The sequence below is a fragment of the Asticcacaulis aquihabitans genome (assembly GCF_032490435.1).
Classification (GTDB): Bacteria; Pseudomonadota; Alphaproteobacteria; order Caulobacterales; family Caulobacteraceae; genus Asticcacaulis.
The window spans coordinates 696,045-719,045 of record NZ_JAVGWM010000004.1; the positions used below are offsets into that span (position 1 = coordinate 696,045).

The following is a 23,001-nucleotide window of genomic DNA, read 5'->3' on the forward strand; positions in this document are numbered from 1 at the left end:
CGAGGCAGGCAGATGAATGCACAGGGTGTAAAAAAGGTCGTTATCGCCGGTGGCGGTACGGCAGGCTGGTGTGCGGCCGCGGCCCTGTCGCGTCTACTCGGTCCCGTCTTGGATATAACTCTTATTGAATCCGCGGATATCGGTATCATTGGTGTCGGCGAAGCCACAATTCCGACGGTACGCGCCTTCCATCATCTCATCAGCGTCGACGAACAGGCGTTCATGCGTGAGACAGATGCGACCTTCAAACTGGGGATCGCGTTTGAAAATTGGGCACGCGAGGGTGACCAGTATTTTCACTCCTTCGGCACCATCGGCAAATCGCCCTGGATGGGGCACTTCTACAATATCTGGCTTGAAGGTCGATCCAGGGGCATCGGTGGATCGCTGGATGATTACAGCCTGGAGACAAAGGCCGCAAAGGCCGGAAAATTCCAAATTCATAAGAACTTGCCGATCAATTATGCCTACCACTTCGATGCGGTGATGTATGGCAAATATCTGCGGAAGTTAAGCGAGGCTGGGGGCGTCAAGCGGCACGAAGGCGAGATTAAGAGCGTCCAGCAGCAGGCGGAAACCGGATTCATAACCTCGGTCACCCTGGCTAGCGGAGACGTAATACCGGGCGACCTATTTATCGACTGCACGGGCTTTCGCGGTCTCCTGATCGAAGAAACACTGCATACGGGGTATGAGGATTGGACGCACTGGCTCCGCACGGACAGGGCGGTGGCCGTGCAAACCCAGCCAGCCGGCCCCCCATTGCCCTACACGAAATCCATTGCTCATGCCGACGGATGGCGTTGGCGCATTCCGCTTCAAAGCCGCGTTGGAAATGGCCTGATTTATTCGAGCGCGCACCTGTCGGATGAGGATGCCCAGGCGCGCCTAATGGCAAGTCTGGATGCGCCGGCGATAAACACGCCACGGCTGATCAAATACCGAACCGGCAGGCGTAAACAGATATGGAACAAAAATTGTGTCGCGGTGGGGCTGGCCAGCGGCTTCATTGAACCGCTTGAGTCCACGAGTATTCACTTGTTTCAAAAGTCTGTGCTGGATCTCGTTCAGAATTTTCCGTTCTTCGGAATTAACGATACGCTGGTGGCGCATTATAACAGGTTGGCACAGCAAGAGATTGAATACGCGCGTGATTTCGTCATTTTGCACTATAAACTGATGGAGCGGAGCGATAGCGCGTTCTGGCGGGAAAACGCAAGCATGGACGTGCCCGACTCATTGAAAGAGCGGATCGAGCTTTTCCGGGAATCCGGTGTGGCCTATCAGGGACCAGGCGAATTGTTCCGGACCGACTCTTGGGCGCAGGTCATGCTCGGGCAAAGACTTGAGCCGAAGGGATGGCATCGTCTGGGCGCGTTAATGAACGAGGACGAACTGAAACAGGTTTTTGCGGGATTGAAATCGACCATTGATGATACCGTGGCCAAAATGTTGCCTCAAGACGCTTTCCTGAAGCAATATTGCCCAACCGCTATAGTGTAAGATGCCATCCAACCCGCCCATGGACCTGCCGATTATGGAAGACCGTAAACCCACGCTGCTTGACAATGTCGAACATCACGACCTGCGTCTCATTCCTGGCCATGCCGCCGCCTGGGGGGACGCGGTAAATCAGGTTCGCGTTTACCCGAACGAATTCGCCGAGGTCCAACGTGAATATCCCATCTTTTTCCGAAAGGACGCGCAAGGCAGCGTCTATGCCGTAGCCTTGCTTGGCTTCGACCGGGATGAGAACCTGTTCCTTGATGGCAACGGGTGGAATGCACGCTATGTTCCGGCAGAGCGGGCACGCGGCCCCTTCCTGCTCGGCTTTCGCGAAGGCGTCGATGGCGACACGCCGATGGTGCTGATAGATCCGGCGCATCCGCGCCTCAGCCGAACTGAGGGCATTCCTCTGTTTCTGCCGCATGGCGGCAATGCCCCTCTCCTGGAACAGCACATTCAGATTTTGCAGGCGCTTCATAACGGCCTGACCATCAACGATGATGTTTTCGGCGCCTGGATCGATGCCGGCCTTCTTGCGCCGGTCAAGGTCGACATCCAGATTAACGATGACACGGGCTACGATATCCCCGACCTGTTCTCGATCAATGCCGAGGCGTTAGCGCACCTGGATGGCGCGGTTTTGGCAGGGCTCAATGCGCGCGGCTACTTGGGGTTGGCGTTCCAGGTGCTGACGTCACTGGCCAATGTCCAGCAACTGATTTCGCTCAAGAGCCGTAAACTGCAAGGGGCGTAACCGCATGTCGGGCGTCATCGCCAAAAGCCGCGCTGTTACCGGCGTGGCACCGGATCAAATCCCCTATGACGACCTGATGGCAGCGCAGGCGCCGGTCATCCTTAAAGGCGTTGCGCGCGATTGGCCATTGGTGCAGGCCGGACTCGTCTCGGCTCAGGCCGCCATGGACTATCTTAAGGGCTTCTATCAGGGACGGCCGGTGACACTTTTTGTCGCCGAGCCCGAAGTGGGCGGGCGTTTCTTTTATAACGACGAGGTTACCGGTCTCAATTTCCAGGGTGGTCAATCCGACCTCAGGGACGCCCTCGATCAGATAAGCACCCATCTCGACAACCCAAATCCGCCATCCTTCTATATCGGATCGACCGATCTTGATCTGTTCCTGCCGGGACTGAGGTTGCATGACGAACTGGTTCTCAACCACCCGATGTTTGCTGCCAATCCGCCGCTGGCCAGCATCTGGATAGGCAATCGCACAACGGCCACGGCGCATTACGATATGTCGCATAATCTGGCGGTGTGCGTGGCCGGGCGGCGGAGATTCACGCTGTTTCCGCCGGATCAGGTCCACAATCTCTATCCGGGACCGCTCGAGCCGACGCCAGGCGGGCAGGTGCTTAGCATGGTCGATTTCAATGCGCCCGATTTCGATCGCTATCCGCGGTTCCGCAACGCGCAGGCGGCGGGGCAGGTGGCGGAACTGGAACCGGGTGATGTGCTGTTCTATCCCGCCCTATGGTGGCACCACGTCGAAGCGCTCGACCCGTTCAACATTTTGATCAATTACTGGTGGAATACGTCGCCCGCGTTCATGGATACGCCCCAGACCACATTATTGCACGCCATGTTGTCGCTGCGTGACCGGCCGGCGCCCGAAAAGGCGGCGTGGCGGGAACTGTTCGACTACTACGTTTTTGGCCCCGCCGAAACCGCCGGCGCGCATCTGCCCGAGGTGGCGCGCGGCAATCTGGGGCCGATGGATGACATGAAGGCGCGCCGCCTGCGCGCCATGCTTCTCAAGCGCTTGAACCGATAACGGACCGAAAAGTGAGCCGGCGTCTCATAGGGCGCGCCTGGCTTGACCGTTACTCGCCGGCGTAGGCCTTTCGAACAGTATGATGGCGCATACGGCCCTTAACAAGGCGGCCGGTCTCGGTGATGAGCCACTGACCGTCGGCAGTGATATATTGACGCCAGCTTGCCACTGTCGTCAGCTTCCCCCGGACATAGCGATAGGTCATTGAGCTGTGGTCGCAACACCCGTCCCGCTCGGCTGAGGTGATCGTTTTTCGTCTCGGATCGACCCCCAGCTGCGGCAATTGAGACAGGGTTTCGTCAAACACAAACCGCTTCGTCTTCGGATCGAAGAGAAAAACGTTCTCGGTAGAGTTCGGCCCCGCGCCCCCAGACTGCGCCCTAAGGGACAGGTCTGGCTGGCCGTCGAAGTTGGCGTCCCATACCTGGAGCAGAGCATCGGCATCGTCCTGCCTCTCTTCCGTCTCGATGTTGAAAAGAGTCTGCACCGTTCGTCCGGTTTTGCGCTCGCGCACGCGTAAGGCCACCGCATGCATCATATCATCGTCGCCTTCGACGGCGACGTCGAAACTGTAGGCCCCGGTCATCGCTTTTTGCCCGACCCACCGGCCATCGATCAGGTCCTCGCGCCGCAGCCATATACGAACCGTCTGGCCGGAAGGGGTGACCTGATCGCCTTCGATCCAGTCCGCCTCCGTCTTGAGTACGGCAACGAAACTGCCCTGCGGCAACGCGACGGTCCGCTGGTCCGGATTTGGCCCCAACCCCGCCTTTACCTCGTGCCCTAGATAGATCAGATCGGTATAGGGATGCGATGCCTGCAGGGCAAATCTGTCGCTTTGGTGCGTCACGGTCTCATAGGTCACCGTATAGCCAAAGGCTTCCGGCGCACAAACGTCACTGACGGCGCAGGCGCCCGTCTCTTGTGCCGTCGGCTTTCGCTCCGGCGGTATAAATTCGGAGCGACCCGACGCCGTTTCATCCGGTTGGGAGAAAACGAAACCGTTAGGCAGGGGCTGAAATCCGGCCTCGGCGGCTGTTTCACTGCGGCAAAAGGGCTGGTTGTCGCTATAGGCGTTCCATCCGGGGAAGGCGTAGGCCTGGCAGATGCGCCCGCCTGCGTCGGTCTGCGTCTGCCCCACCGCCCGGCCGATGAACTGAATCCGGGTCTCCGAATGCCCTGCGGTGACGACGGCGTATGTCACCCCAGCCCCTTCCGGCAGGGCGGATTTATAAATATTCGCGATTTTCCGGTATCGGGTGTCTTGCGAGGGCGCAGGTTTCGGATGGTCTTGTGATGCCTCGAGGCGATAAATCCCCGGCGCGATCCCGGCATCCGTCGGGTCGTGCGCCCCTCCCGCCGCAGTGCTTCCCGCCAGGACCGCCAGGGATAAAAACGCCACGCCAAACATCATTCTATTCATCCAGCGCTCCGATATGGCGGTTGTCATGACACAACACGGTCCAGGCATCAACGCCGGATGGGGCGTAGCCGCGAGATGCCAGCGAATGCGTCAGATTTGGCATTGAAGGGTCGTTGTTCCGCCTACCCGCGTTGCTGAGCAAGCCAGACGGTTCGATGCCCACAGGTCGGGTCTTCTACGACGTGATCAATAACCTCAAATCCGGTAGCGTCCAACAAAGCACGATATTCATCGGGGGAGAGGCTGCCATGGTAAAGCGGATCGCCCTGCAATTCGCCAATCGCCTGACCCTCCGCCGTTCCACTTGTAAACATCAGCGCGGCCCTTGGCGTAGCATGTGCCTGGAAGCGTTTGAACATGGCGCGCTGATCATCGGGCGACAGGTGGAAAAAGCTATCCCAGGCCAGCAAGCCTGCGAAACGCTGTCCTAAGGCGAGTTCGCGCATATCGGCGAGGTGTGCCGGGACGCCCGGCAGATTGCGTTGGAACAGGGCGAGCATTGTCGGCGTAGCGCCCACACCGGTCACATCAAAGCCGCGCCGGATCAGCTCACTGGCGATCATAGCGGACGTTTAATCCCGACAAGATGTCCAAACGCACTCCCGATGGCGATGAGCATCAGTCCGCCGGCCAGCAAGAAGGTCAGTTGCATCCCTGAGGCAATGGCCAAAGCCGATGCGCGAGCAAAGTCTTGCGTCCCCGCTCCAAAGGCAAAAACCGCGCCCATCAAGGAGGCACCGACGATCAAGCCGATATTGCGTGACAGGCTGAGCCAGCCGGAAACCGTGCCGCGCCGTTCCGTGGAGACGTTCGCCAGCGCGGCGGTGTTGTTCGCGGCCTGGAACAGTTGGTAGCCGGGCGTCAGTACGATAATCGAGACTAGGTAGCCCGCCAGGCCAATTATATTCGGCAGAAGCGCCAGCATGAACGCCCCGGCGGCCAGGAGGGCGAGGCCCAAACCGAGCGTCCGGCCGCTGCCCCATGCATCGACCAGCCGTCCAGACAGAACGCCGCTGAAAATAGAAATCGCGGGCCCAATCGCCATGGCGAAACCGACCTGCGTCGCCGTCAAACCCAGTCCGATACTGAGATAGAAAGGACCGACCACCAGCGTCGTCATCATGACGGCGGCGACCAGGAGGTTGACGAACAGGTTGGCCAAGAGGCTCCGATTCATGCCCGACCACAGAGGGGCCGGCCGCGCGGCTTTTCGGCCCGGATCAGCGGGCAGCATCACGACTGCCAGTCCCAAGGCCAGAACCGCCAAGGGCACCTGCACCCAGAAGAGGCTGCGCCAGCCCGCCATCGGGATCAACACCCCGCCAAGCGACGGGCCAAGGGCCGTGCCCAGTGCCGATACCGTGCCGAGCAGGCCCATGGCTCGCCCGACACGTGCCTCGCCAGCGGTCTGGCGCATTAGCGCCATGGAGAGCGTCATAAGGAACGCTGCACCCATGCCCTGAAGTGCGCGTGCGCCGATCAGCAGCGGTAGGGTCGAGGCGGTGGCGCACAGTAGAGAGGCTATGGCGAACAGAGCGAGACCTGCCGCAAGCATGGGCTTCAGTCCTCGATGATCGCCGAGCGTGCCGGCGACCACGACGCAGACCGTCAGGGCCGCGAGATAGGCAACGACCACCGCCTGCACCTGGGTGAACGGCGCTGAGAAGGCGACGGCCAGCGTCGGCAGCGCGATATTGGCAATGCTGGTGCCTAGCGAGGCCAGCAGCATCGAGAGTGCCAGTGTGATTGTAATGCCCGTTTTCGCTTGTTTCATATCCATCCTCTTGCATCAATATTCGTTGAAGCGCAGGCTGCCACTTCAAGCCAACTTGAGGTCAAGCATGAAATTTCTGGATATCGGAGAGGTGGCGCAAACCAGCGGAATGACGCCTTCGGCGCTGCGCTATTATGAGGCGGCGGGGCTTATCACGTCGGTCTCGCGACACGGGTTGCGTCGCCAGTTTTCCCCGGAGGTACTATTGCAACTCAAGCTGATTGCCATGGGCAAGGCAGCAGGGTTTTCGCTCGACGAGATCGGCGGCATGTTCGGTCGCAACGGATTGCCGAACATCTCGCGCGATGTGATCCACGCGAAGGTCGAAGAGATTGACAGGAAAATTTGTGAACTGGTGGCGCTGCGTGACACATTACGCCACGTCGCCGATTGCCCGGCCCCCTCGCATCTGGAGTGCCCGACGTTTCGGCGGTTATTGGACGTGGCGGGCAAACGCGGTGGCAAGCGCGGAAAGATGGAAAAGCCGAAAAAGAGCCGCCGGCCTATATGACACAGGCTGTGCGGCTGGGGTCGTGGCTAAACGTCCGGTCCATTATGCGGCTATTCGCAGGAACAAAGCCTCCGCCTGGCTCCCACACAGTCATCCGCCAAAGCCGGAATAGCGTTCCACCGATTCCTGTCGTCTCGGCGTCCTTAGTGATAGCTTAGTCGGCGCCGCCCAATAGACTGGCGGCGCCTTTGTATTGATCAAGTATTAGTTAGACGCCGCCGCCGCCGCCGAGGACGAGTCGGCAGACGATTTGGCAGGTGCGCCTTCGGCCTCTAATTTCACAATCAGAGGGTTCGGTACGAGGTCCTGAGTGGCACCGTTGTTGCCGTCAACGACTGCGCCGATGATGCCGCCAACCAGCACATTGCCGGCCATGGCTGCGCCGCCACCGGAGGCGGTTTTATGGGTAACGTGGCCATTCCAGGTCTTGTAGCCGGGTTTGCTGATGGCAACGTCAAATTCAGACTTACGCTCCATTCGCATCGAGCACGGCGTGCTGTCGCAGGAAAAGCCATTACTGGTTTTCACCGTCGCACCAACCGGATCGGTTTGTACTTCGAAGGCGTCATGCGTGCCGCGGGTAATCGTGGCGCAGCCAGACGTAGAGACAGCAACCGCGGCGAGCGCGGCGGCTAAAAGTAACTTGTTCATTTGAACCCCCAAATGCGTCAGGTTTCGACGCAGACATAATTTGCAGCCCTGAGGCGCTGGAGTCAATTGCGCGCGCGGTGATTTCACCTTTGTGTTGTGTGGATAAGCTGCAATCGAGTTTAAGACACTGTCTTAGATATGCCGCGTAAGGGGGATCTCTCCAAAGCCGCACACGCAATCCGAAGGCTGCGGATCATGTAATCATCGCCACGCGCTACACTTCCGCAAGATTTATCGGCCTCGTCTGTGTATTTTGGTCGAAGTACAAAGGGCACAGCGAGACAGGGGCGATCGAGATGGCTCAATCACGTTACGAAGCGCGGCTCGATCGCGTCATCGACTATATCCATGCGCATATCGAAGAGGATCTTCGTTTCGAGACACTGGCGGAAATCGCCTGTTTGTCTGCCTATCACTGGCACCGAATCTATGTTGCAATGCGTGGTGAAACAATCGCGGCGACAATTCGGCGTTTGCGACTGTTGCGCGCGGCCGATCGGCTGGCGAACTCCGAGATGCCCCTTGCCTCGGTTGCGCAGAGGGCGCGCTATGGCTCAACGGACGCGTTCGCGCATGCTTTCAAGGAAGCCTATGGCATGACGCCGATGGCGTATCGCGCCAATGGTTCCCATGCGGCTTTCAAGGTCGCGAATCGGGAGGGCGATTCAAACGGCTTTCCGATCTTCGTCGAGACACTGCCCTCGATCCGCTGCGCTGCGGTTGCGCATCAAGGGCCCTATATCCAGATCGATCACGCAATGGGTCAGCTATTCTCCCAACTTTTGGCGCAGGGCCTCATGCCGTCCGAGCCGCGAATGATGGCCTTGTTCTTTGACGATCCAGATCTTGTTCCGCAAAATCAATTGCGGTCACAGGCCTGCCTGCCGATTAGTGAAGACATTGCGCTCGCGCCACCTCTCCTGGACACCGTCCTGCGCGGTGGCTGCTACGCGCGTTTGCGCTACAAGGGCCCCTATGCCGATATGAAGAATGCCTATCGCTGGCTTTTCGGCGTGTGGCTCCCTAGCTCCGGCTATGAGGCGGAGGAGGCGCCAGCTTTCGAGGCCTATCTCAACGATCCGCGCGACACGTCGCCACAAGATCTTCTCACCGACATTCATTTGCCACTCAAGGCGTTGTGATGCCGAACTTGAAAGCGGAGTCTCCCCTCCCGGACGCGGTCACCCTGGCTTTTGCGGCCTTTTCCGAACCGTTGCGTGGCCAACTCCTGCGTATTCGCCGCCTCATCCTGGAGGTGGCGGAAACAACGCTGGGCGTTGGTCCGTTGACGGAAACGCTTAAATGGGGGGAGCCCGCCTATCTGACGAATGTGTCTCGCAGCGGAAGCACGATCAGGCTTGGGGCCTCGAAATCAGCAGACAACGCAATTGCGGTTCTGTTCAATTGCCGTACCACATTGGTGGACACATTTCGCGCTCAATTTCCCGACGTTTTTGCGTATCAGGGCAACCGGGCAATCCTGATTTCCGCCTCGGCCTCGTTGCCGGAATCCGCCCTTGCGATCTGTCTGGTGATGGCCCTTACCTATCACCGTCAAACCAAATAGTTGGCCTTGATATAAAGGTTGCGCGAAAGGGCATTCGGGTTACCCGTTGGGGCGCGACCGAGACTGCTGACGTCGTCGCGCTCCTTGCCTCACCGCTTAAGCCCGGATAGAAACCTCAAGACATTGGGGTAGGGGCGGGGACACGACGACGCCCGCCCCCAGCTATATCACAATCGCCTAGTCTTGGGCGAACCGCGCCTCGAGCTTCGTCAACTGGCTTGTGAAGCCGTCGATAGACATCTTCGTCCAGTGTGGATCTAGGTGGGGTTGCAAGGCGATGACCATGCGTGCTTTGTCGCCGGCTTTTAGAAACTGAACGTCAATAACGCTATCGTATGGCTCGGTGCCTGCTACAAAGTCGATCACCTGAACCAAGCGGAGCCGTTGGTTCGGTACAAACTCTCCGTACGAGCCCTTGATGCTTGTAGAGGTCGGTTGCCCCATGCTCTTCATCGCTGCAATCATCTGAGGACTGTCGGCGATCATCGCGTAGGCGAGGACACCTCCCTCTCGTGCCTCAAGGGTCTGGACCTCAACCCGAAAGCCCACAGGGCCCCACCAGGATTCGAAGCCGTCTTTTGTCGTCCAGAGTGCCCACAAATCCTCGACCGGCGCGGAATAGGTGCGCTCGATAACGACAGTGGCCTGGGGCGTTGCGCTCGTCTCTGGCGGCGGTGAAGATGTCATTGGTCTGTTTCCTCTTTATTGATGTGTGGGGAGGTTCGCCGCGCGAGCGCAGCGTCGAAGCGATCGAGACGCGCCTCCCAAAGGTTTCTGTAGGAGTCTAGCCAGGCCTCAAGTTCGCGGAATGGCTCGGGGCGAAGGGCGTAAAGGCGGCGCTGGCCGTCAGGCCGGACCGACACGAAGCCTGACCGTTGCAGCACCCCAAGGTGCCTCGACACGCCGGATTGGTGAATACCCGCTTGTTTGACGATATCATTGACCGCCTGCTCACCGGCGCGCAGCGCTTCCACGATGCGGCGGCGAGAGGGATCAGCCAGGATTTCGAAATTTGATACATGCGACATAATGCATATGCATAATGATGCATATTTAAAGCGTCAAGCGTAAACTCGCGGTCAAGAGTGCCGCTCTGCGTTTTGACTTTCGACTATGGGGGGGCTGCAGCGATCTAACTATTCGGAGCGACGGACAGAGAGGGATTGGCTGCGCTGCGCTCCGCCGAAACCGTCGCTGCGCTCGGTTTTCGAACCCCGCATTTTTGTAAGTACCGAGCGGATCTGAACCGCCTGATCGCCATTAAAAAAGGCCCCCTTGCGGGAGCCTCTTTTTAATGGCGGACAGAGAGGGATTCGAACCCTCGGTACGCTTGCACGTACACACGCTTTCCAAGCGTGCGCGATCGACCACTCCGCCATCTGTCCATCCATCAAGGCCGCGCCCGGTCAAGGCGCGCGGAAGGCGGCCTTTATACCCATGCCGGACGAATGAGCAAGCCCGGATTGCCTCTTACAGGCGCTTTTTTTGTAACTATATTGAACGCCGACGCGTATATTCCTCGCAATCGAGAAGGAAAGTTCCCCATGTTCGGCTTAAAATCCCAAATGGTCACCCGTTCCAACGCCCTCAGCGGGCGCAGCGAGGCGATCCCTACAGAAGACACCCACTTCGTTCTTCATACCCCGATCAAGGGGCCATATCCCGCCGGATCGGAAACCGTGGTCTTCGCCATGGGTTGTTTCTGGGGTGTCGAGCGCAAGTTCTGGAAGCAGGACGGCGTCTTTACCACGGCGGCCGGCTATATTGGCGGCTACACGCCCAATCCGACCTATAAGGAGGTCTGCACCGGCCAGACGGGTCATACCGAAGGCGTTCTGGTTGTCTACGACCCGCAAAAGATCAGCTTCGCTCAGCTTTTGAAACTATTCTGGGAAAGCCACGATCCGACGCAAGGCTATCGCCAGGGCAATGATGTCGGTACGCAATACCGGTCGGGCATCTACACCACGACCCAGGCGCAGTACGACGCCGCCATCGCCAGCAAGGCCGAGTTCCAGAAGGCGCTTACCGCCGTCGGCAAGGGCGCCATCACCTCGGATATCTTTCCGCCGGCGAAGGACGGCGAATCGACGGGGGCCATAGCGACCGAAACCCCCTTCTATTTCGCCGAAGGGTACCATCAGGGCTACCTGGCCAAGAATCCGGATGGCTATTGCGGCCTGAAGGGCACGGGCGCGGTCTGCGCCATCTGATGTGACCGCCTGACGCTGAAAATGCCGTGCGCTCCGATCGGGCGCACGGCATTTGTGTGACCGGTCGCCAATGAACCGCCAAAGCTCCCCAGTGAACCGAACCTGCCGCGAGGGCGTAAACCCTGTATGGCTTGCGGAGTTCATCATGCCCTTCAAAATTCTAGCGACCGTGACGGGGCTGGTATGCCTGATACTCGCCGGTGTCTGGCTGATCCTGCCGCACTGGATACTGACCCACTGGCAGGTGGGCTACGATTACGGTGACGGTCTGGTGTCGCGGCGCATGGCCTGCCTGTTCGTCGCCCTCGGGGTTATCTTGCTGAGCATCCGCAAGGTCGATCTGCGCGAAGCGCAACAGGCGATCGGCAACGGCGTCATTGTGGCCTGTGTGTCCCTGATTGCGCTCGGTCTTTATGAATGGCTCAGCGGTCATGTCGGCGAAGGCATATGGTTCGCCATGGGGCTTGAAGCCGTCATTTGCCTCGGTTTTTTGACGGTCAGAGACCCAGCCCGCGCAGCACGGCCGGTATCTGTTCGCTAAGGTCTTCCGAAATCAATCCAGGCCCGAAGAGGCGCGCGGCTTCGGCGTGAATCCAGGCGGCGGCGCAGGCGGCCTCGAACACCGGCATGCCCTGCGCCATTAGCCCGCCGGCAATCCCCGCCAGCACGTCACCCGATCCGGCGGTCGCCAGGGTGGCGGGGGCGGCGCGATTGACGGCAATGCGGCCATCCGGCGCGGCGATGACCGTATCAGAGCCTTTTAGCAGGACCACGGCGCCACTGGTTTGCGCAGCGGTCAGGGCGGCGTCTTCCCGATTTTGCACCGTACCGAACAGCCGGGCGAATTCTCCGCCATGCGGCGTCAGCAGCGTCGGCGCGCGGATGGCGCCAAAAAGCTCATCGGGCTGCGCCTTGAAAACCGTCAGCGCATCCGCATCCAGAACGCAGGGTTTTTCGGCGGTCAGGGCCGCCAGGACGCAGGCCCGGGTGCGTTCGGTTACACCCGCCGCCGGGCCCAGGATAACGCTCGATATGCGTGGGTCCGCCAGCAGTTCAGCGAAGGCGTCGGCGCCCTTGGCCGGCCGCGTCATGACAGCTTCCAGCGCGCTGGCGTAGACAATCAGACTGGCCGGGTCGCAGGCCACCGACACCAGGCCCGCCCCGATACGCAGGGCGGCGCGCGCCGCCAGCCGAGACGCACCTGTGCTGGCCATCGGGCCGCCCAGGACCACCGCATGGCCACGGTCATACTTGCTGCCGGCGCTCGATGGGCGGGGCAGGGCGCTTAGCCACAGATCAGGTGCGTTGTCGGTCATAGGAAGGGGAGTGTCCTTTCCAGGGTCGGCGTATCAACCCGGCTGTAACGTGGGGGCAAACCGGCGCGTAAGCGCATCCAGTCCTCCATCATCGCCGCCTGTTGTTCATAACCGTACCCCGTATAGGCGCGGCCGTCGATCCGGTAGTGGTAGCGGCCCCGTTCCCGCAGGATATATTTCCACAGCGTCAGGCCGGTTTCATATTGCCAGACGTGGACCAGTTCGTGAGCCAGCAGACTCATGCGTACCGGATCGTCACTGAAATCGGGAACTAGCCCTGGCCAGAAGATGTTTCGTCCCCGCACCACGATTTGTGTCCCGCGGCCAACCAGCCGGGCGAGATGAGATACCCAGTGATGCCGGTTTATCAGGCGGACCTCGGACACAGGCACGGCCTGGGCCAGGCCGTCGGGCAGGGCGGACACCTCGGCAGACGTGAGCCCCCTGACCAAATCCTTGCGGTGTGCATCCGTGGTGGCGGTCATCAGGCCTATTTCTTGCCGAACCACTTATCCGTCAGCCGGTCATAGGTGCCGTCCTCACGGATCGACAACAAGGTCTGATCGACCGGGCGGCGCAAATCGCTGCCGTTATGGAAGACGAACCCATAGTCTTCGCTGTGAAAGATCGGACCGACAACATTGACGGTGCCCGATCCCTCATGTGCGGCAATATATTGCAAAACGGAGGCGTCATAGACTACCGCATCGACCTTTTTTGCCCGCAAGGCTTGATAAGCTGTGGCGGCGTCAGGGAAGGCTTGGATGCGTACGCCATTGCTTTTGAGGTACTCCTCTGACGTACTGGCGGTGACGGTGGCCACCGTTTTGCCGACCAGATCGTTTGGGCCGTTGATTTCACTTTTGAACTGTTGGACAGTCAATGTGGCTGTCAGGGTCGCCGTGTAGAAGGCGACGAAGACCACGCTGGTGAACATCCACAGCACGGCGACGACTCGTGAAATCCAGTGACGGGGCATGGAATCGGCCTGGGTGGCGAGCGTTCCCATGCCCCAGAAAAAGGCCTGGAAAATGCCGGGGAAATAGGACTTCGACGGGATCATGCCTTCCGGATGCCGCCGTTCCGCCAGCCAGATGATATGGGCGGGAATGATTGTCAACAGGCAGGCAATGCCTAACCAGACCAGTATGGCCGGCGAAAAGAGCAGGTGCAGGAGGCTTTCAAGCGCCGTCGATTCCGGGCCCGGACGCGTGCTGCGCACCAGAATCTGGAAGCCGCCATTGAGGATGGGCTGGGAAAAATCGAAACGCTGGTCGCGCTCGGCGGTAATGGACACCGCGCCGACGCCGACGTCCGCCTCTTTGCGGGACACGGCCGTCAACTGGCCTTCGACGTCTGGTGCGGCGGTGTAGCTGCTCTGCCAGTGCCGGCGTTTGGCGATCTCGTTCCACAGATCAATGCTAAAGCCCGAAAACTGGCCGTTCTGTTGCTCGACAAAAGGCGGTAGCACGCGCACGCTGACATGGACGGTCCTGTCCTGGGCGTGGGAGAGAGAAGGCGACAGCAATAAGGCTATCACGACAAAGAAAGCTGAAAACGCCCGCATTCATTTCACCTTCCGTATGGTACCAGGTCTTGGGCTGCTCAAGGTCGGCCACGTCGCGATCCCGGATCGAATCCTGACCATCGCGCGGGTGTTATAAACGTACGCAAGGCTGTTGCCCACAGGAACTCATCCGTGTCACGATGATGTCGGGCCTGTTCACGGGCCGCATCACCCCTGTTTACGCACGTTTTGACCGTAAAGTGCGTCAGCTTTCTGAAAGGGCTTTCATCGTGACACCCCTATTTGAGCCGCAACCGCCTGTAATGCTCCTGACGACGCGTGGTGACGCCTTTCCGGTGCGCCGGGTGTTCTGCATCGGCCGCAACTATGCTGCTCACGCCATCGAGATGGGGAGCAATCCGGAGCGCGAACCGCCGTTCTTTTTTACCAAATGGGCGGAAACGGTCGTGCCGTCGGGGAGCACGATCGCCTATCCGCCGGAAACGCAGAACTACCAGTTCGAAGCCGAACTGGTCGTGGCGATTGGCAAGGGCGGGCGCAATATCGCCGCCGAAGACGCCGCGGCCCACATATACGGTTACGCCACGGGGCTCGACATGACGCGGCGTGACCTGCAATTTGCCGCGCGTGACAAGGGCCGCCCCTGGGATATCGGCAAGAATGTCGAACAGGCGGCGCCGATCGGATTGATCCACCCCATCGCCGATACAGGTCCCCTGGATCAGGGGGCGATCACCTTGCCGCTGAACGGTGAACGCAAACAATCGGGCGACCTGTCCGACATGATCTGGTCGATTGGTGAAATCATTGCCTTCCTGTCGCGATATTATCGCCTGGAGCCCGGAGACCTGATCTATACCGGCACGCCGTCCGGCGTCGGGCCGGTAACGCCAGGCGACCGTATCGTCGTCGCCATCGACGGCCTTAGCGATACGGTGGTACTGGTCGGGCCACCTGCCGCCGATTAAAGCGCAAAATTAAAGGATTGTCCGTCCTCGGATTTCCCTAAAATAGCCCTTATTGCAAACTTATATGGTTGGGCGCAGCCTGCTTGCTGCTTGTATACCCGCGCTCATAAGGAGACGCCATCATGATTAATCTGAGGAAACTGACGGTCCCGTCGCTGCTTGCACTGGCGACCGTGTCGCTGGGCCTGCCAATGGCGGCCCACGCGCAATATGACACCCGCGCCTATGACGGGTATTGCTACACGCGCAAGTCCGATGCCGGCACCAATGGCGCCGTTCTGGGCGCGGTTATCGGCGGTCTGGCCGGCAGCCAGGTGTCGAAGCACGAACGTGGCCTGGGGACGGTCGGCGGCGCTGTTATTGGCGGCGTGATCGGCAACCAGGTCGGCAAATCGTCGGTCAAATGCTATAACGGCGCCTATTACGCCTATCGTCCGGGCCGCTACTATTCGCCGCCGCCCGCGCCGGAAGGTTATGACATTATCTATTTCCGCGACCGTCCGCAGACCGGCTATTACGACAACGTCTATTATGATCCACCCAGCCAACAGGCCTATAATAACGGACGCGCGTACAGCGACGACAGCGACTACCAGTCCCAGCCTTACAATGGCCCGGCGAATTCTGCCCCGCAGCCCTATCGCAGCTATAGCGACAATTCGTCGAGCCAGTATTCGTCCTCGACCTATCAAGGTTCGTCCTATGGCGCCCCGCGCCCGCGCAGTGCACAAGAAGGCTGGCGCGACGATCAGGGCCAATGGCATGACGGTCGGCCGCGCAATATCGGCTGGCAAGATGACGACGGCCGGTGGCATGTCGGTCAGGTCGTCGCCTATGGCTGGCGTGATCGCAATGGCGGTTGGCACGAGGAAACGAACAGCTACCAGAGCAGCAACTATAGCTCCGGCAACTAACAAAATATAAGGACCGGGTAACGGTGATGCACCGCCGCCCGGTCACCCCTTGGCTTGACCCGGAAGACCGTATTCAGAAACGGATATCCGATAGCTGGGGCGGTGTGTGTCCGAGCCCACCCGCATTACACCCCCAGTATTAGGGCCATTTATGGCCCGCTTTCTGCACCGGACCGACCGCAACACAGGCCGGTCGAACGCGCAAAATAAGGTGGAAAAGGCCGCTTTGCGCAGATTTCCACATTGCCTCTTTATGGTAGTCGCCGCGATTTTTGCCTCTGAATACCCTGCGTGTCATCTTTGAATGCGGGATAAACACGCGTTTCCGGTCGAGGGGCGGCATGTCATCTGAAGTATCCAAACTGTTTCCGTCGAGCCACGGCATGATGGCGGAAAAGGTGCGCCGATTCGACTGGGGCACCACCTCCCTGGGGCCAATCGAACAATGGCCGGCCTCACTACGCATTGTCGTCGATCTCATGCTATCCTCGGCCTTCCCAAAATGTCTGTTCTGGGGACCGGATCTGGTCGCCATCTATAACGACGCCTACCATCCGTTGACAGGCAACAAGCCGGATTCGCTGGGCGAGCCCTATCGCGTCACCTGGGCTGAGGTGTGGGAGGACATGCTACCTATTATCGACAAGGCCTGGGCCGGCGAGGCGACCTTTATCGAAGACTATATGATACCGGTGGCGCGCTATGGCGCGCCAGAGGAAGCCTACTTCACATTCTGCTATTCACCGGTTCGCGATGAAACCGGTGCCGTGGTCGGCATCATGGACACGGTGGTAGAGACCACTAACAAGGTTAAGACTGAGCACAATCTGAAGTCCGAGCGCGAAGCGCTCATGCAGTTATTCGAACAGGCGCCGACCTTCATGACGGTCCTGCGGGGGCCGGATCATGTGTTCGAATATGCCAATTCGCCATATCTCAGCTTGGTGGGCAACCGCGACATTATCGGTAAGCCGCTTGCCGAGGCCCTGCCGGAAGTCGTGGAGCAGGGGTTCGTCGACCTGCTGCATACCGTGTACACGACGGGGCAGGCCTTCACCGCCTATGCCGCACCGGTTAGTCTGATCCAGCCGGACGGCACAACCGAGGAACGCTTCCTTGATTTTGTTTACCAGCCTATTCGCGACGCCGACGGCACTGTCGGCGCGATCTTTGTCGAAGGCGCCGATGTGACCTCGCGCCATCTGGCGGAACAGGCCTTGCAGGACCGCGATGACCGTTTGCGCGAACTGAATGAAAATCTGGAGCGCCAGGTTGCCGATCGAAGCGCCGAGCTCGACCGCATTTTCCGCAAGTCTCGTGACGTGCAGATTGTGATGGGGTTGGACGGCATCTTCCTGAACGTATCGCCCGCCTGGGAAACCATATTGGGCCGCAAGCCGTCGGAGGCGGTCGGGTGCCATTTTAGCGAATTCATATGGCCAGAAGATGCCGAGCGTGGCCAGGCAAACCTGGAGCACGCAGTCGAGCGCGGCGACCTGACCGATTCTGAAACCCGTTATATCCATGCCGATGGGGCACCACGCTGGATTTCCTGGCGGACCACGACCGAAGGCAATCGCATCTACGCCTATGGCCGCGACGTCACGCACGAAAAAAGGCAGGCGGAAGCGCTGCAACAAACCGAGCAGCAGTTGCGGCAGGCGCAGAAGATGGAGGCGGTCGGGCAATTGACGGGCGGCATTGCCCACGACTTCAACAATATGCTGGCCGTCATAATGGGCTCTCTGGACCTGCTGGGCCGGCGTATAGGCGATGGTGACCCACGGGCGAAACGGTTCGTCGACGCCGCCCTGGAAGCGGCCAAGCGCGCCGCCAACCTGACCCAGCGGCTATTGGCCTTTTCGCGCCAGCAGCCGCTGCGGCCGGAATCGATCAATGTCAACGCCCTCGTCGCCAACATGTCTGACCTGCTGCGTCATTCGCTGGGGAGCGATATCCGCCTCGAAACCGTTCTGACGGGAGGCCCGTGGCAGACCCATGCCGACCCGAACCAACTTGAAAACGTCATCCTGAATCTGGGGGTCAATGCCCGTGACGCCATGCCTGACGGTGGGCGTCTGACGATCGAGACACAGAATGCTCACCTCGACGACCGCTATGTCGCCGCCCATATCGGCGTTCCGGCCGGGCAATATGTCCTGATCGCTATTACCGATACGGGGGAGGGGATGACCCAGGACGTGTTGGCCAAGGCCTTCGATCCGTTCTTCACCACTAAGGCCGTGGGGAAGGGCACGGGCCTGGGGCTTAGTCAGGTCTACGGCTTCGTCAAGCAATCGGGCGGTCACGTAAAGATCTATTCCGAACCTGGGGAAGGCACGACCGTAAAGATCTACCTGCCGCGTACCCTGGGTAAGGATGTCGAAAGCGAAGAAGATGTCACCCATGCCACCGCCCTCATGGGTGAGAATCGCGAGGTAATATTGGTGGTCGATGACGAGCCCGCCGTGCGCCAGCTAAGCGTCGACGCCCTGACCGAGCTGGGGTATCGCGTACTGGAAGCCGAAGGGGCGGCGTCGGCGCTGGCGCTGATTAACCAGCATCCGGAAATCGCGCTTCTGTTCACGGATATCGTCATGCCGGAAGCCAATGGCCGAAAGCTGTCCGATGCCGCCCGGTTGATCCGGCCGGACCTCAAGGTGCTGTACACGACCGGCTACACTCGCAATGCGGTTGTCCACAACGGGGTGGTCGATGCTGGCGTCGAGTTGATCGGGAAACCGTTCAGCATCGACCAACTGGCCGCCAAGGTCCGCGATATGCTCGATCGAGGATAAGTTCCGAGCGATAAAAAACCCTAATTCCCCGATGAATAGGTTGGCCAGCTCAGGATGACCCCATATTTATCGACCGCCGCCTGGACATCGGGCCGATTGCGTACGGTGTTGAAAAGCGCGCGGTACTTCACCTCCAGGGCGGTCGGATTCGGCGTCGGCAGATAGGTTTGCAGGTCAATCAACGCGCCGTTTCGCGTCTTGGGATCGTCGAGTTGCGCAATGACTAGCTTGGCCAGTCCATCTGCGTCTCCGACGCACAAAAGCGCCGAACGCAGCGGACCATAGCCGTCCTTGGCGTGATCGCGCATGTAACCGAGCGACGTTGCCAGATTGGCTTGATCCCCCAATTGCTGGTAGGCGCAGACGCGAACCTCTTCGGCAGCCATCAGGCCGTAAGGACTGGCGTTGTCGCTCTTAGTAATGCCGGCAACCGCTGCGATTGCTTCCTTGGCGCGCCCTCTTTGATAATAGAGATCACCGAGATTGACGGACTGGCTGACCGTGTCGCCAGCCTTTGTCCCCTCATCACGCGCCTGGATTTGTGCCGCTAGGGCCTCGTCGTTTCGGCCCAGATAGTTCAGTAGAAGGCTGCGCGTCATGATCACCCAGTGCAACTGCTCCTCCGCATCACTGAAAGCCGGCTTGTCCTTCGGGGCGGCGGCCATTTTCGCCAAGGCGTCGTCGAGAGTTGCCAGGGCCTCCTTCCACTGTCCGGTATGTCTCAGCGCTGACGACAGGGCCAGGACACTCTCCAGTTCGTCCGGGTGCGCGGCGGCACGTGTGCGCGCATCCGCGATTTCCTTGTCCTGAGCGGCCTTATAGCGGGCGGCGGCCTGGCTGACGTCGACGAAGCGCTGGTATCGCTTGTCGACATAGATAGGCATCAGCGAGTCGGGATAGGTCAGGCTGGCCAGGATATCCTTCGCGCCGGCCTCGTTGCCGGTTTCGACATAGACTTCGAACAGGTCGCTCCACAGGCCTTGATCGGTTCCCGGGCCGCCGTCGGCCTTGTAATCAATCTTTTTCAGGCCTTCGAGTATGGCCAGGCGTTTGGCCGTGCCGTCGGGTAGGTCCTTCGCCTTGCGTAGGGCGCTGAATATCGCCGACGAATTGAGATTGAGCGCCGCCTTGGGATAGTCGGTGATCAGGCGACTGACAGCATCGACCATCTCGGCGTCCTTTTCCTGTCTCCAGGACAGGCCGACCATCATGAACCAATAGTCGGAATCGCGCAGATCGGGCGCCATTTCACCCGCCTTGACCAGGGCGTCGTAAGCCGGGGCCGGATTGTTAAGCTCGCGCTCGCACACCGCCAGCATATAATAGGTCCAGTAACGGAAGTCCGGCTTCATGCTGCTGAACGCCGGGCTTTCAATGATGCGCATGAGGTCGCCCTTGGCGCCGATCGTATCCTCGGACTGGCCTTCGTTTATCGCCTGGCGCAACAGGACTTGCAGACGCGCCTGCTCCGATGCGCTGACCTGGATAGCCGGCGGCTTTAACCGCGAAGAGATCGTGTCGGCGTGCGCACACGGCGAAAGGGCAAGCAGAAGTGCGGCCGCAGCGATGGTGTATTGTTTCATGATGTTCCCCCAGTCCGGTATTTCCCCAGTCCGGTAATCTATGCCGGTGGGCCAGGTTTGTCATCCGTTTTTGCCGTTGACTCGGGACCGGTAAAGCCATCATCTGAAACTATCTGTCCCTATTGATGAGTTTGTCGTGAGCCTGATCGCCCTGTTCGCCGCCGTCGCCCTGTCCCAGACCGTCCCGGCCACTGACCCGGTCCTCCATCGTTATGATGGCCTGGCCTTGTCGCCGGACGGTGCGCGCATTGTCACCATCGATTCCCAGGTGCCGGTAGGCAAGCCTAGCGCACCGCATGGCATCCTCACGCTCCGAAATGCCGCAGGTAAGGTTACGGGCGAAGTGGACCCCTGCACCCCCTGTCGCTATAGCGATCCGATCTGGTCGCCGGACGGCAACCAGATCGCCTTCCTCGCGGCGGACGGCAAGGCCGGTACGGCTACGCTCTATGTCCTTAAGGACGGCCAACCCCGCGTCGTGACCACTCTAAAAGGCGTGGCCGCCAAGCCGCGCTGGTCGCCGGACGGCAGCACCATCGCGCTTTTGGTGGTGGAAAATGCTCGCAAGCAGGTTGGCGCCACCCAGGCCGGCGCCGCCCGTGTCGGGGAAATCGGCGCCGCTACCGCCAGGGATGAACAACGTATAGCCACCGTGCCCGCCGCTGGCGGCACGCTCAGCTTCGTGTCGCCAGACGACACCTGGGTCTATGAATATAACTGGACGCCGGACGGCAAGGGGTTTGTCGCTACCGCTGCCAAGGGGGACGGCGATAACAACTGGTGGACCGCTAAGCTGGAATATTTCGGCCCAGGCACAGAGCGTGTCATTGCTACGCCGAAGACCCAGATTAACATGCCACGCGTATCGCCGGACGGGATCAGCGTCCTCTATATCGGCGGCTTGATGAGCGACTTCGGTTCAATCGGTGGGGATGTCTATACTGTGCCCCTGGCCGGTGGTGAGCCGCGCAACCTGACGCCGGACTATCCTGCAACCTTTACCGGCCTGACGGTTACGCGGGGCGGGGTCATGGCGACGGTAACCCAGGGCGGCGAAACCGGTATCGCCCGCATCGACCCGGTGAAGGGCGGCGTCAGCGAGGTCTCGGTATCGGCGGTTGGCACCATGGCTGGCGACGGCCGCGTTGCTTTTGATGCGGCGGGCAAGACCGCTGCCTCGGTTGTTGAAAGCTTCACGAAAGGCCCCGCCATCCATATCGGCAAGCCGGGTGCCCTGAAGGCCGTCACCACCGAGAACGACGCGCTCAGCGTACCTTTCACCGCCCAAAACGTCACCTGGAGCAATGATGGCTTCAAGGTTCAGGGTTGGCTGCTCACGCCCGCGGGGCTGGACCCGGCGAAAAAGCATCCGATGATCACCCTTATTCATGGTGGTCCGTCATCGGCGGTGACGCCGCGCTTCTCCAGCTCCGGCACGGCTTACGACCTGCTTAAGGCAGGGTATCTGGTCTTCCAGCCCAACCCGCGCGGGTCCTACGGCCAGGGCGAAGCCTTCGTTCTATCCAATCGCCGTGATTTTGGCGGCGGCGACCTGCGCGATATCCTGGCCGGTATCGATGCGGTGGAAAAGATCGCGCCGGTCGATGATGCCCGCCTCGGCGTCACGGGCGGATCCTATGGCGGCTTCATGACCATGTGGACCGTTACGCAGACGAATCGTTTCAAAGCCGGGGCGGCAGGCGCCGGTATCGCCAACTGGATCAGCTATTATGGCCAGAATGGCATCGATCAGTGGATGATCCCCTTCTTCGGGGCGTCGGCCTATGACGATCCGGCCATATACGACAAGCTGTCGCCGATCCGCTACATCAAGAACGCCAAGACACCGACCTTCGTCTATGTCGGCGAACGCGACATCGAAACCCCTGCGGCGCAATCGCTGGAATTCTGGCACGGACTGAAAGCGCAGGGCGTAGATACCACGCTGATGATTTACGAAGGCGAGGGGCACGCCATTCGCAAACCGGAAAACAGCGCTGACCTGGCTAAACGGATTGTGGCCTGGTTCGACACATATCTCAAATAATCACAAATCGAAGACGCGCGTATCGGGGACGTGCGGACTTGGCACCGCATTGTCCTTATTGCCCTTGTCCGCAGGGACATCGTCGCGTGGACCTTCGTCCGGTGCATCGGGCGGGGTTTCACCTGCTTCGATGAGGTCTTCCGCCGTGGCATGATCGCCGTTTCCGGCCGGTCCAGTCGGCGCGGTGTCGAGCGCGGCGCGCGTGGCTTTCAGCGTTTCGGCGTCCCCAAGCGGCTTTTCGCTGTTGCCGATGTTCAGCGTCTTTTCGTCCGTCCCTTCGGGCGGAAAGGGATCGGGCTGGTTCGTCCTTTGTTGGGCCTCGGCATGTTCGGCGGTCTGGGCGGGTGTTTGGGCTGGCGGTGTATTCATAGCGCTCTCCTCTTCGCCGACACTTTAGGCCGGCGTCGATAAG

General features: G+C 59.9%; 23 protein-coding genes and 1 tRNA gene. 12 read left to right on the forward strand and 12 right to left on the reverse strand.

Annotated elements, in window-relative coordinates; translation table 11 throughout:
- Positions 1-12 precede the first annotated feature (12 nt).
- From RCJ00_RS17550 to RCJ00_RS17560, 3 genes are read left to right on the forward strand one after another with little or no spacing between them, the layout of a single operon-like run.
- Positions 13-1,503 (forward strand): tryptophan halogenase family protein, encoded by a 1,491-nt coding sequence (locus RCJ00_RS17550; protein ID WP_411267560.1) that lies wholly within the window; start codon positions 13-15, stop codon positions 1,501-1,503.
- Between the two features lies 1 nt (position 1,504).
- Positions 1,505-2,260 (forward strand): SapC family protein, encoded by a 756-nt coding sequence (locus RCJ00_RS17555; protein WP_316223567.1) that lies wholly within the window; start codon positions 1,505-1,507, stop codon positions 2,258-2,260.
- Positions 2,261-2,264: 4 nt separating this feature from the next.
- The gene (locus tag RCJ00_RS17560; RefSeq protein WP_316223569.1) at positions 2,265-3,296 is read left to right on the forward strand and encodes a cupin-like domain-containing protein; all 1,032 of its coding nucleotides are present in this window, start codon (positions 2,265-2,267) and stop codon (positions 3,294-3,296) included.
- Between the two features lie 49 nt (positions 3,297-3,345).
- On the opposite strand, the gene RCJ00_RS17565 is transcribed toward RCJ00_RS17560, so the two are convergent.
- The 3 genes from RCJ00_RS17565 to RCJ00_RS17575 form a co-directional block, all read right to left on the reverse strand.
- Positions 3,346-4,719, reverse strand: a complete 1,374-nt coding sequence (locus RCJ00_RS17565; RefSeq protein WP_316223570.1) for an XAC2610-related protein — start codon at positions 4,717-4,719, stop codon at positions 3,346-3,348.
- Positions 4,720-4,841: 122 nt separating this feature from the next.
- Positions 4,842-5,282 carry a class I SAM-dependent methyltransferase gene (locus RCJ00_RS17570; RefSeq protein WP_316223571.1) on the reverse strand — a complete coding sequence of 147 codons (441 nt, stop codon included), beginning with the start codon at positions 5,280-5,282 and terminating at the stop codon, positions 4,842-4,844.
- Positions 5,279-6,493 carry an MFS transporter gene (locus RCJ00_RS17575; protein WP_316223572.1) on the reverse strand — a complete coding sequence of 405 codons (1,215 nt, stop codon included), beginning with the start codon at positions 6,491-6,493 and terminating at the stop codon, positions 5,279-5,281. Before RCJ00_RS17575 ends, RCJ00_RS17570 begins: the two co-directional genes overlap by 4 nt.
- Positions 6,494-6,560: 67 nt before the next feature.
- Between RCJ00_RS17575 and RCJ00_RS17580 the strand changes: the two genes are divergently transcribed.
- Positions 6,561-7,004, forward strand: coding sequence for a helix-turn-helix domain-containing protein (locus tag RCJ00_RS17580; RefSeq protein ID WP_316223574.1), 444 nt, complete (start codon positions 6,561-6,563; stop codon positions 7,002-7,004).
- Between the two features lie 204 nt (positions 7,005-7,208).
- On the opposite strand, the gene RCJ00_RS17585 is transcribed toward RCJ00_RS17580, so the two are convergent.
- Positions 7,209-7,655, reverse strand: coding sequence for a PEGA domain-containing protein (locus tag RCJ00_RS17585; protein WP_316223575.1), 447 nt, complete (start codon positions 7,653-7,655; stop codon positions 7,209-7,211).
- Positions 7,656-7,951: 296 nt separating this feature from the next.
- Here RCJ00_RS17585 and RCJ00_RS17590 point away from each other — a divergent pair, with 296 nt between their 5' ends.
- Positions 7,952-8,797: an AraC family transcriptional regulator gene (locus tag RCJ00_RS17590; RefSeq protein ID WP_316223576.1), complete on the forward strand. Its 846-nt coding sequence runs from the start codon at positions 7,952-7,954 to the stop codon at positions 8,795-8,797.
- Complete coding sequence (locus RCJ00_RS17595; RefSeq protein ID WP_316223577.1) at positions 8,797-9,222, forward strand: DUF1801 domain-containing protein; 426 nt, start codon at positions 8,797-8,799, stop codon at positions 9,220-9,222. Before RCJ00_RS17590 ends, RCJ00_RS17595 begins: the two co-directional genes overlap by 1 nt.
- Before the next feature lie 177 nt (positions 9,223-9,399).
- Here RCJ00_RS17595 and RCJ00_RS17600 read toward each other — a convergent pair whose 3' ends face one another.
- The 3 genes from RCJ00_RS17600 to RCJ00_RS17610 form a co-directional block, all read right to left on the reverse strand.
- Complete coding sequence (locus RCJ00_RS17600) at positions 9,400-9,909, reverse strand: SRPBCC family protein (protein WP_316223578.1); 510 nt, start codon at positions 9,907-9,909, stop codon at positions 9,400-9,402.
- Positions 9,906-10,250, reverse strand: a complete 345-nt coding sequence (locus RCJ00_RS17605) for an ArsR/SmtB family transcription factor (RefSeq protein WP_316223579.1) — start codon at positions 10,248-10,250, stop codon at positions 9,906-9,908. Before RCJ00_RS17605 ends, RCJ00_RS17600 begins: the two co-directional genes overlap by 4 nt.
- Before the next feature lie 267 nt (positions 10,251-10,517).
- Positions 10,518-10,607, reverse strand: a tRNA-Ser gene (locus tag RCJ00_RS17610).
- 159 nt (positions 10,608-10,766) lie between these two features.
- Here RCJ00_RS17610 and msrA point away from each other — a divergent pair.
- Together msrA and RCJ00_RS17620 are read left to right on the forward strand one after the other, a co-directional pair.
- A complete protein-coding gene (msrA, locus tag RCJ00_RS17615) occupies positions 10,767-11,435 on the forward strand; it encodes a peptide-methionine (S)-S-oxide reductase MsrA (RefSeq protein ID WP_316223580.1) in 669 nt (222 codons plus the stop codon).
- Between the two features lie 145 nt (positions 11,436-11,580).
- On the forward strand, positions 11,581-11,976 hold the full coding sequence (locus RCJ00_RS17620; RefSeq protein ID WP_316223581.1) for a hypothetical protein: 396 nt from the start codon (positions 11,581-11,583) through the stop codon (positions 11,974-11,976).
- On the opposite strand, the gene RCJ00_RS17625 is transcribed toward RCJ00_RS17620, so the two are convergent.
- Genes RCJ00_RS17625 through RCJ00_RS17635 form a run of 3 tightly spaced genes read right to left on the reverse strand, consistent with a single transcriptional unit; the run spans position 11,933 to position 14,318 of the window.
- Complete coding sequence (locus RCJ00_RS17625; protein ID WP_316223582.1) at positions 11,933-12,751, reverse strand: NAD(P)H-hydrate dehydratase; 819 nt, start codon at positions 12,749-12,751, stop codon at positions 11,933-11,935. The genes RCJ00_RS17620 and RCJ00_RS17625 overlap by 44 nt on opposite strands.
- A complete protein-coding gene (locus RCJ00_RS17630; protein ID WP_316223583.1) occupies positions 12,748-13,236 on the reverse strand; it encodes a hypothetical protein in 489 nt (162 codons plus the stop codon). The genes RCJ00_RS17625 and RCJ00_RS17630 overlap by 4 nt, the downstream gene beginning before the upstream one ends.
- 5 nt (positions 13,237-13,241) lie before the next feature.
- Entirely contained in the window at positions 13,242-14,318 is a 1,077-nt protein-coding gene (locus tag RCJ00_RS17635) for a transporter substrate-binding domain-containing protein (protein WP_316223584.1), read from the reverse strand.
- Between the two features lie 230 nt (positions 14,319-14,548).
- Between RCJ00_RS17635 and RCJ00_RS17640 the strand changes: the two genes are divergently transcribed.
- The 3 genes from RCJ00_RS17640 (at position 14,549) to RCJ00_RS17650 (ending at position 18,959) form a co-directional block, all read left to right on the forward strand.
- Positions 14,549-15,247, forward strand: coding sequence for a fumarylacetoacetate hydrolase family protein (locus tag RCJ00_RS17640; protein ID WP_316223585.1), 699 nt, complete (start codon positions 14,549-14,551; stop codon positions 15,245-15,247).
- Positions 15,248-15,369: 122 nt separating this feature from the next.
- Entirely contained in the window at positions 15,370-16,161 is a 792-nt protein-coding gene (locus tag RCJ00_RS17645) for a glycine zipper 2TM domain-containing protein (protein ID WP_316223587.1), read from the forward strand.
- 341 nt (positions 16,162-16,502) lie between these two features.
- Positions 16,503-18,959 (forward strand): hybrid sensor histidine kinase/response regulator, encoded by a 2,457-nt coding sequence (locus RCJ00_RS17650; RefSeq protein ID WP_316223589.1) that lies wholly within the window; start codon positions 16,503-16,505, stop codon positions 18,957-18,959.
- A gap of 20 nt (positions 18,960-18,979) precedes the next feature.
- Here the strand turns inward: RCJ00_RS17650 and RCJ00_RS17655 are convergent, their stop codons facing one another.
- Positions 18,980-20,542, reverse strand: a complete 1,563-nt coding sequence (locus tag RCJ00_RS17655; RefSeq protein WP_316223590.1) for a tetratricopeptide repeat protein — start codon at positions 20,540-20,542, stop codon at positions 18,980-18,982.
- A 136-nt stretch (positions 20,543-20,678) separates the two neighbouring features.
- Here RCJ00_RS17655 and RCJ00_RS17660 point away from each other — a divergent pair, with 136 nt between their 5' ends.
- On the forward strand, positions 20,679-22,589 hold the full coding sequence (locus tag RCJ00_RS17660; RefSeq protein ID WP_316223591.1) for a S9 family peptidase: 1,911 nt from the start codon (positions 20,679-20,681) through the stop codon (positions 22,587-22,589).
- On the opposite strand, the gene RCJ00_RS17665 is transcribed toward RCJ00_RS17660, so the two are convergent.
- On the reverse strand, positions 22,590-22,958 hold the full coding sequence (locus RCJ00_RS17665; RefSeq protein WP_316223592.1) for a hypothetical protein: 369 nt from the start codon (positions 22,956-22,958) through the stop codon (positions 22,590-22,592). It abuts the gene before it with no gap.
- Positions 22,959-23,001: the final 43 nt, after the last annotated feature.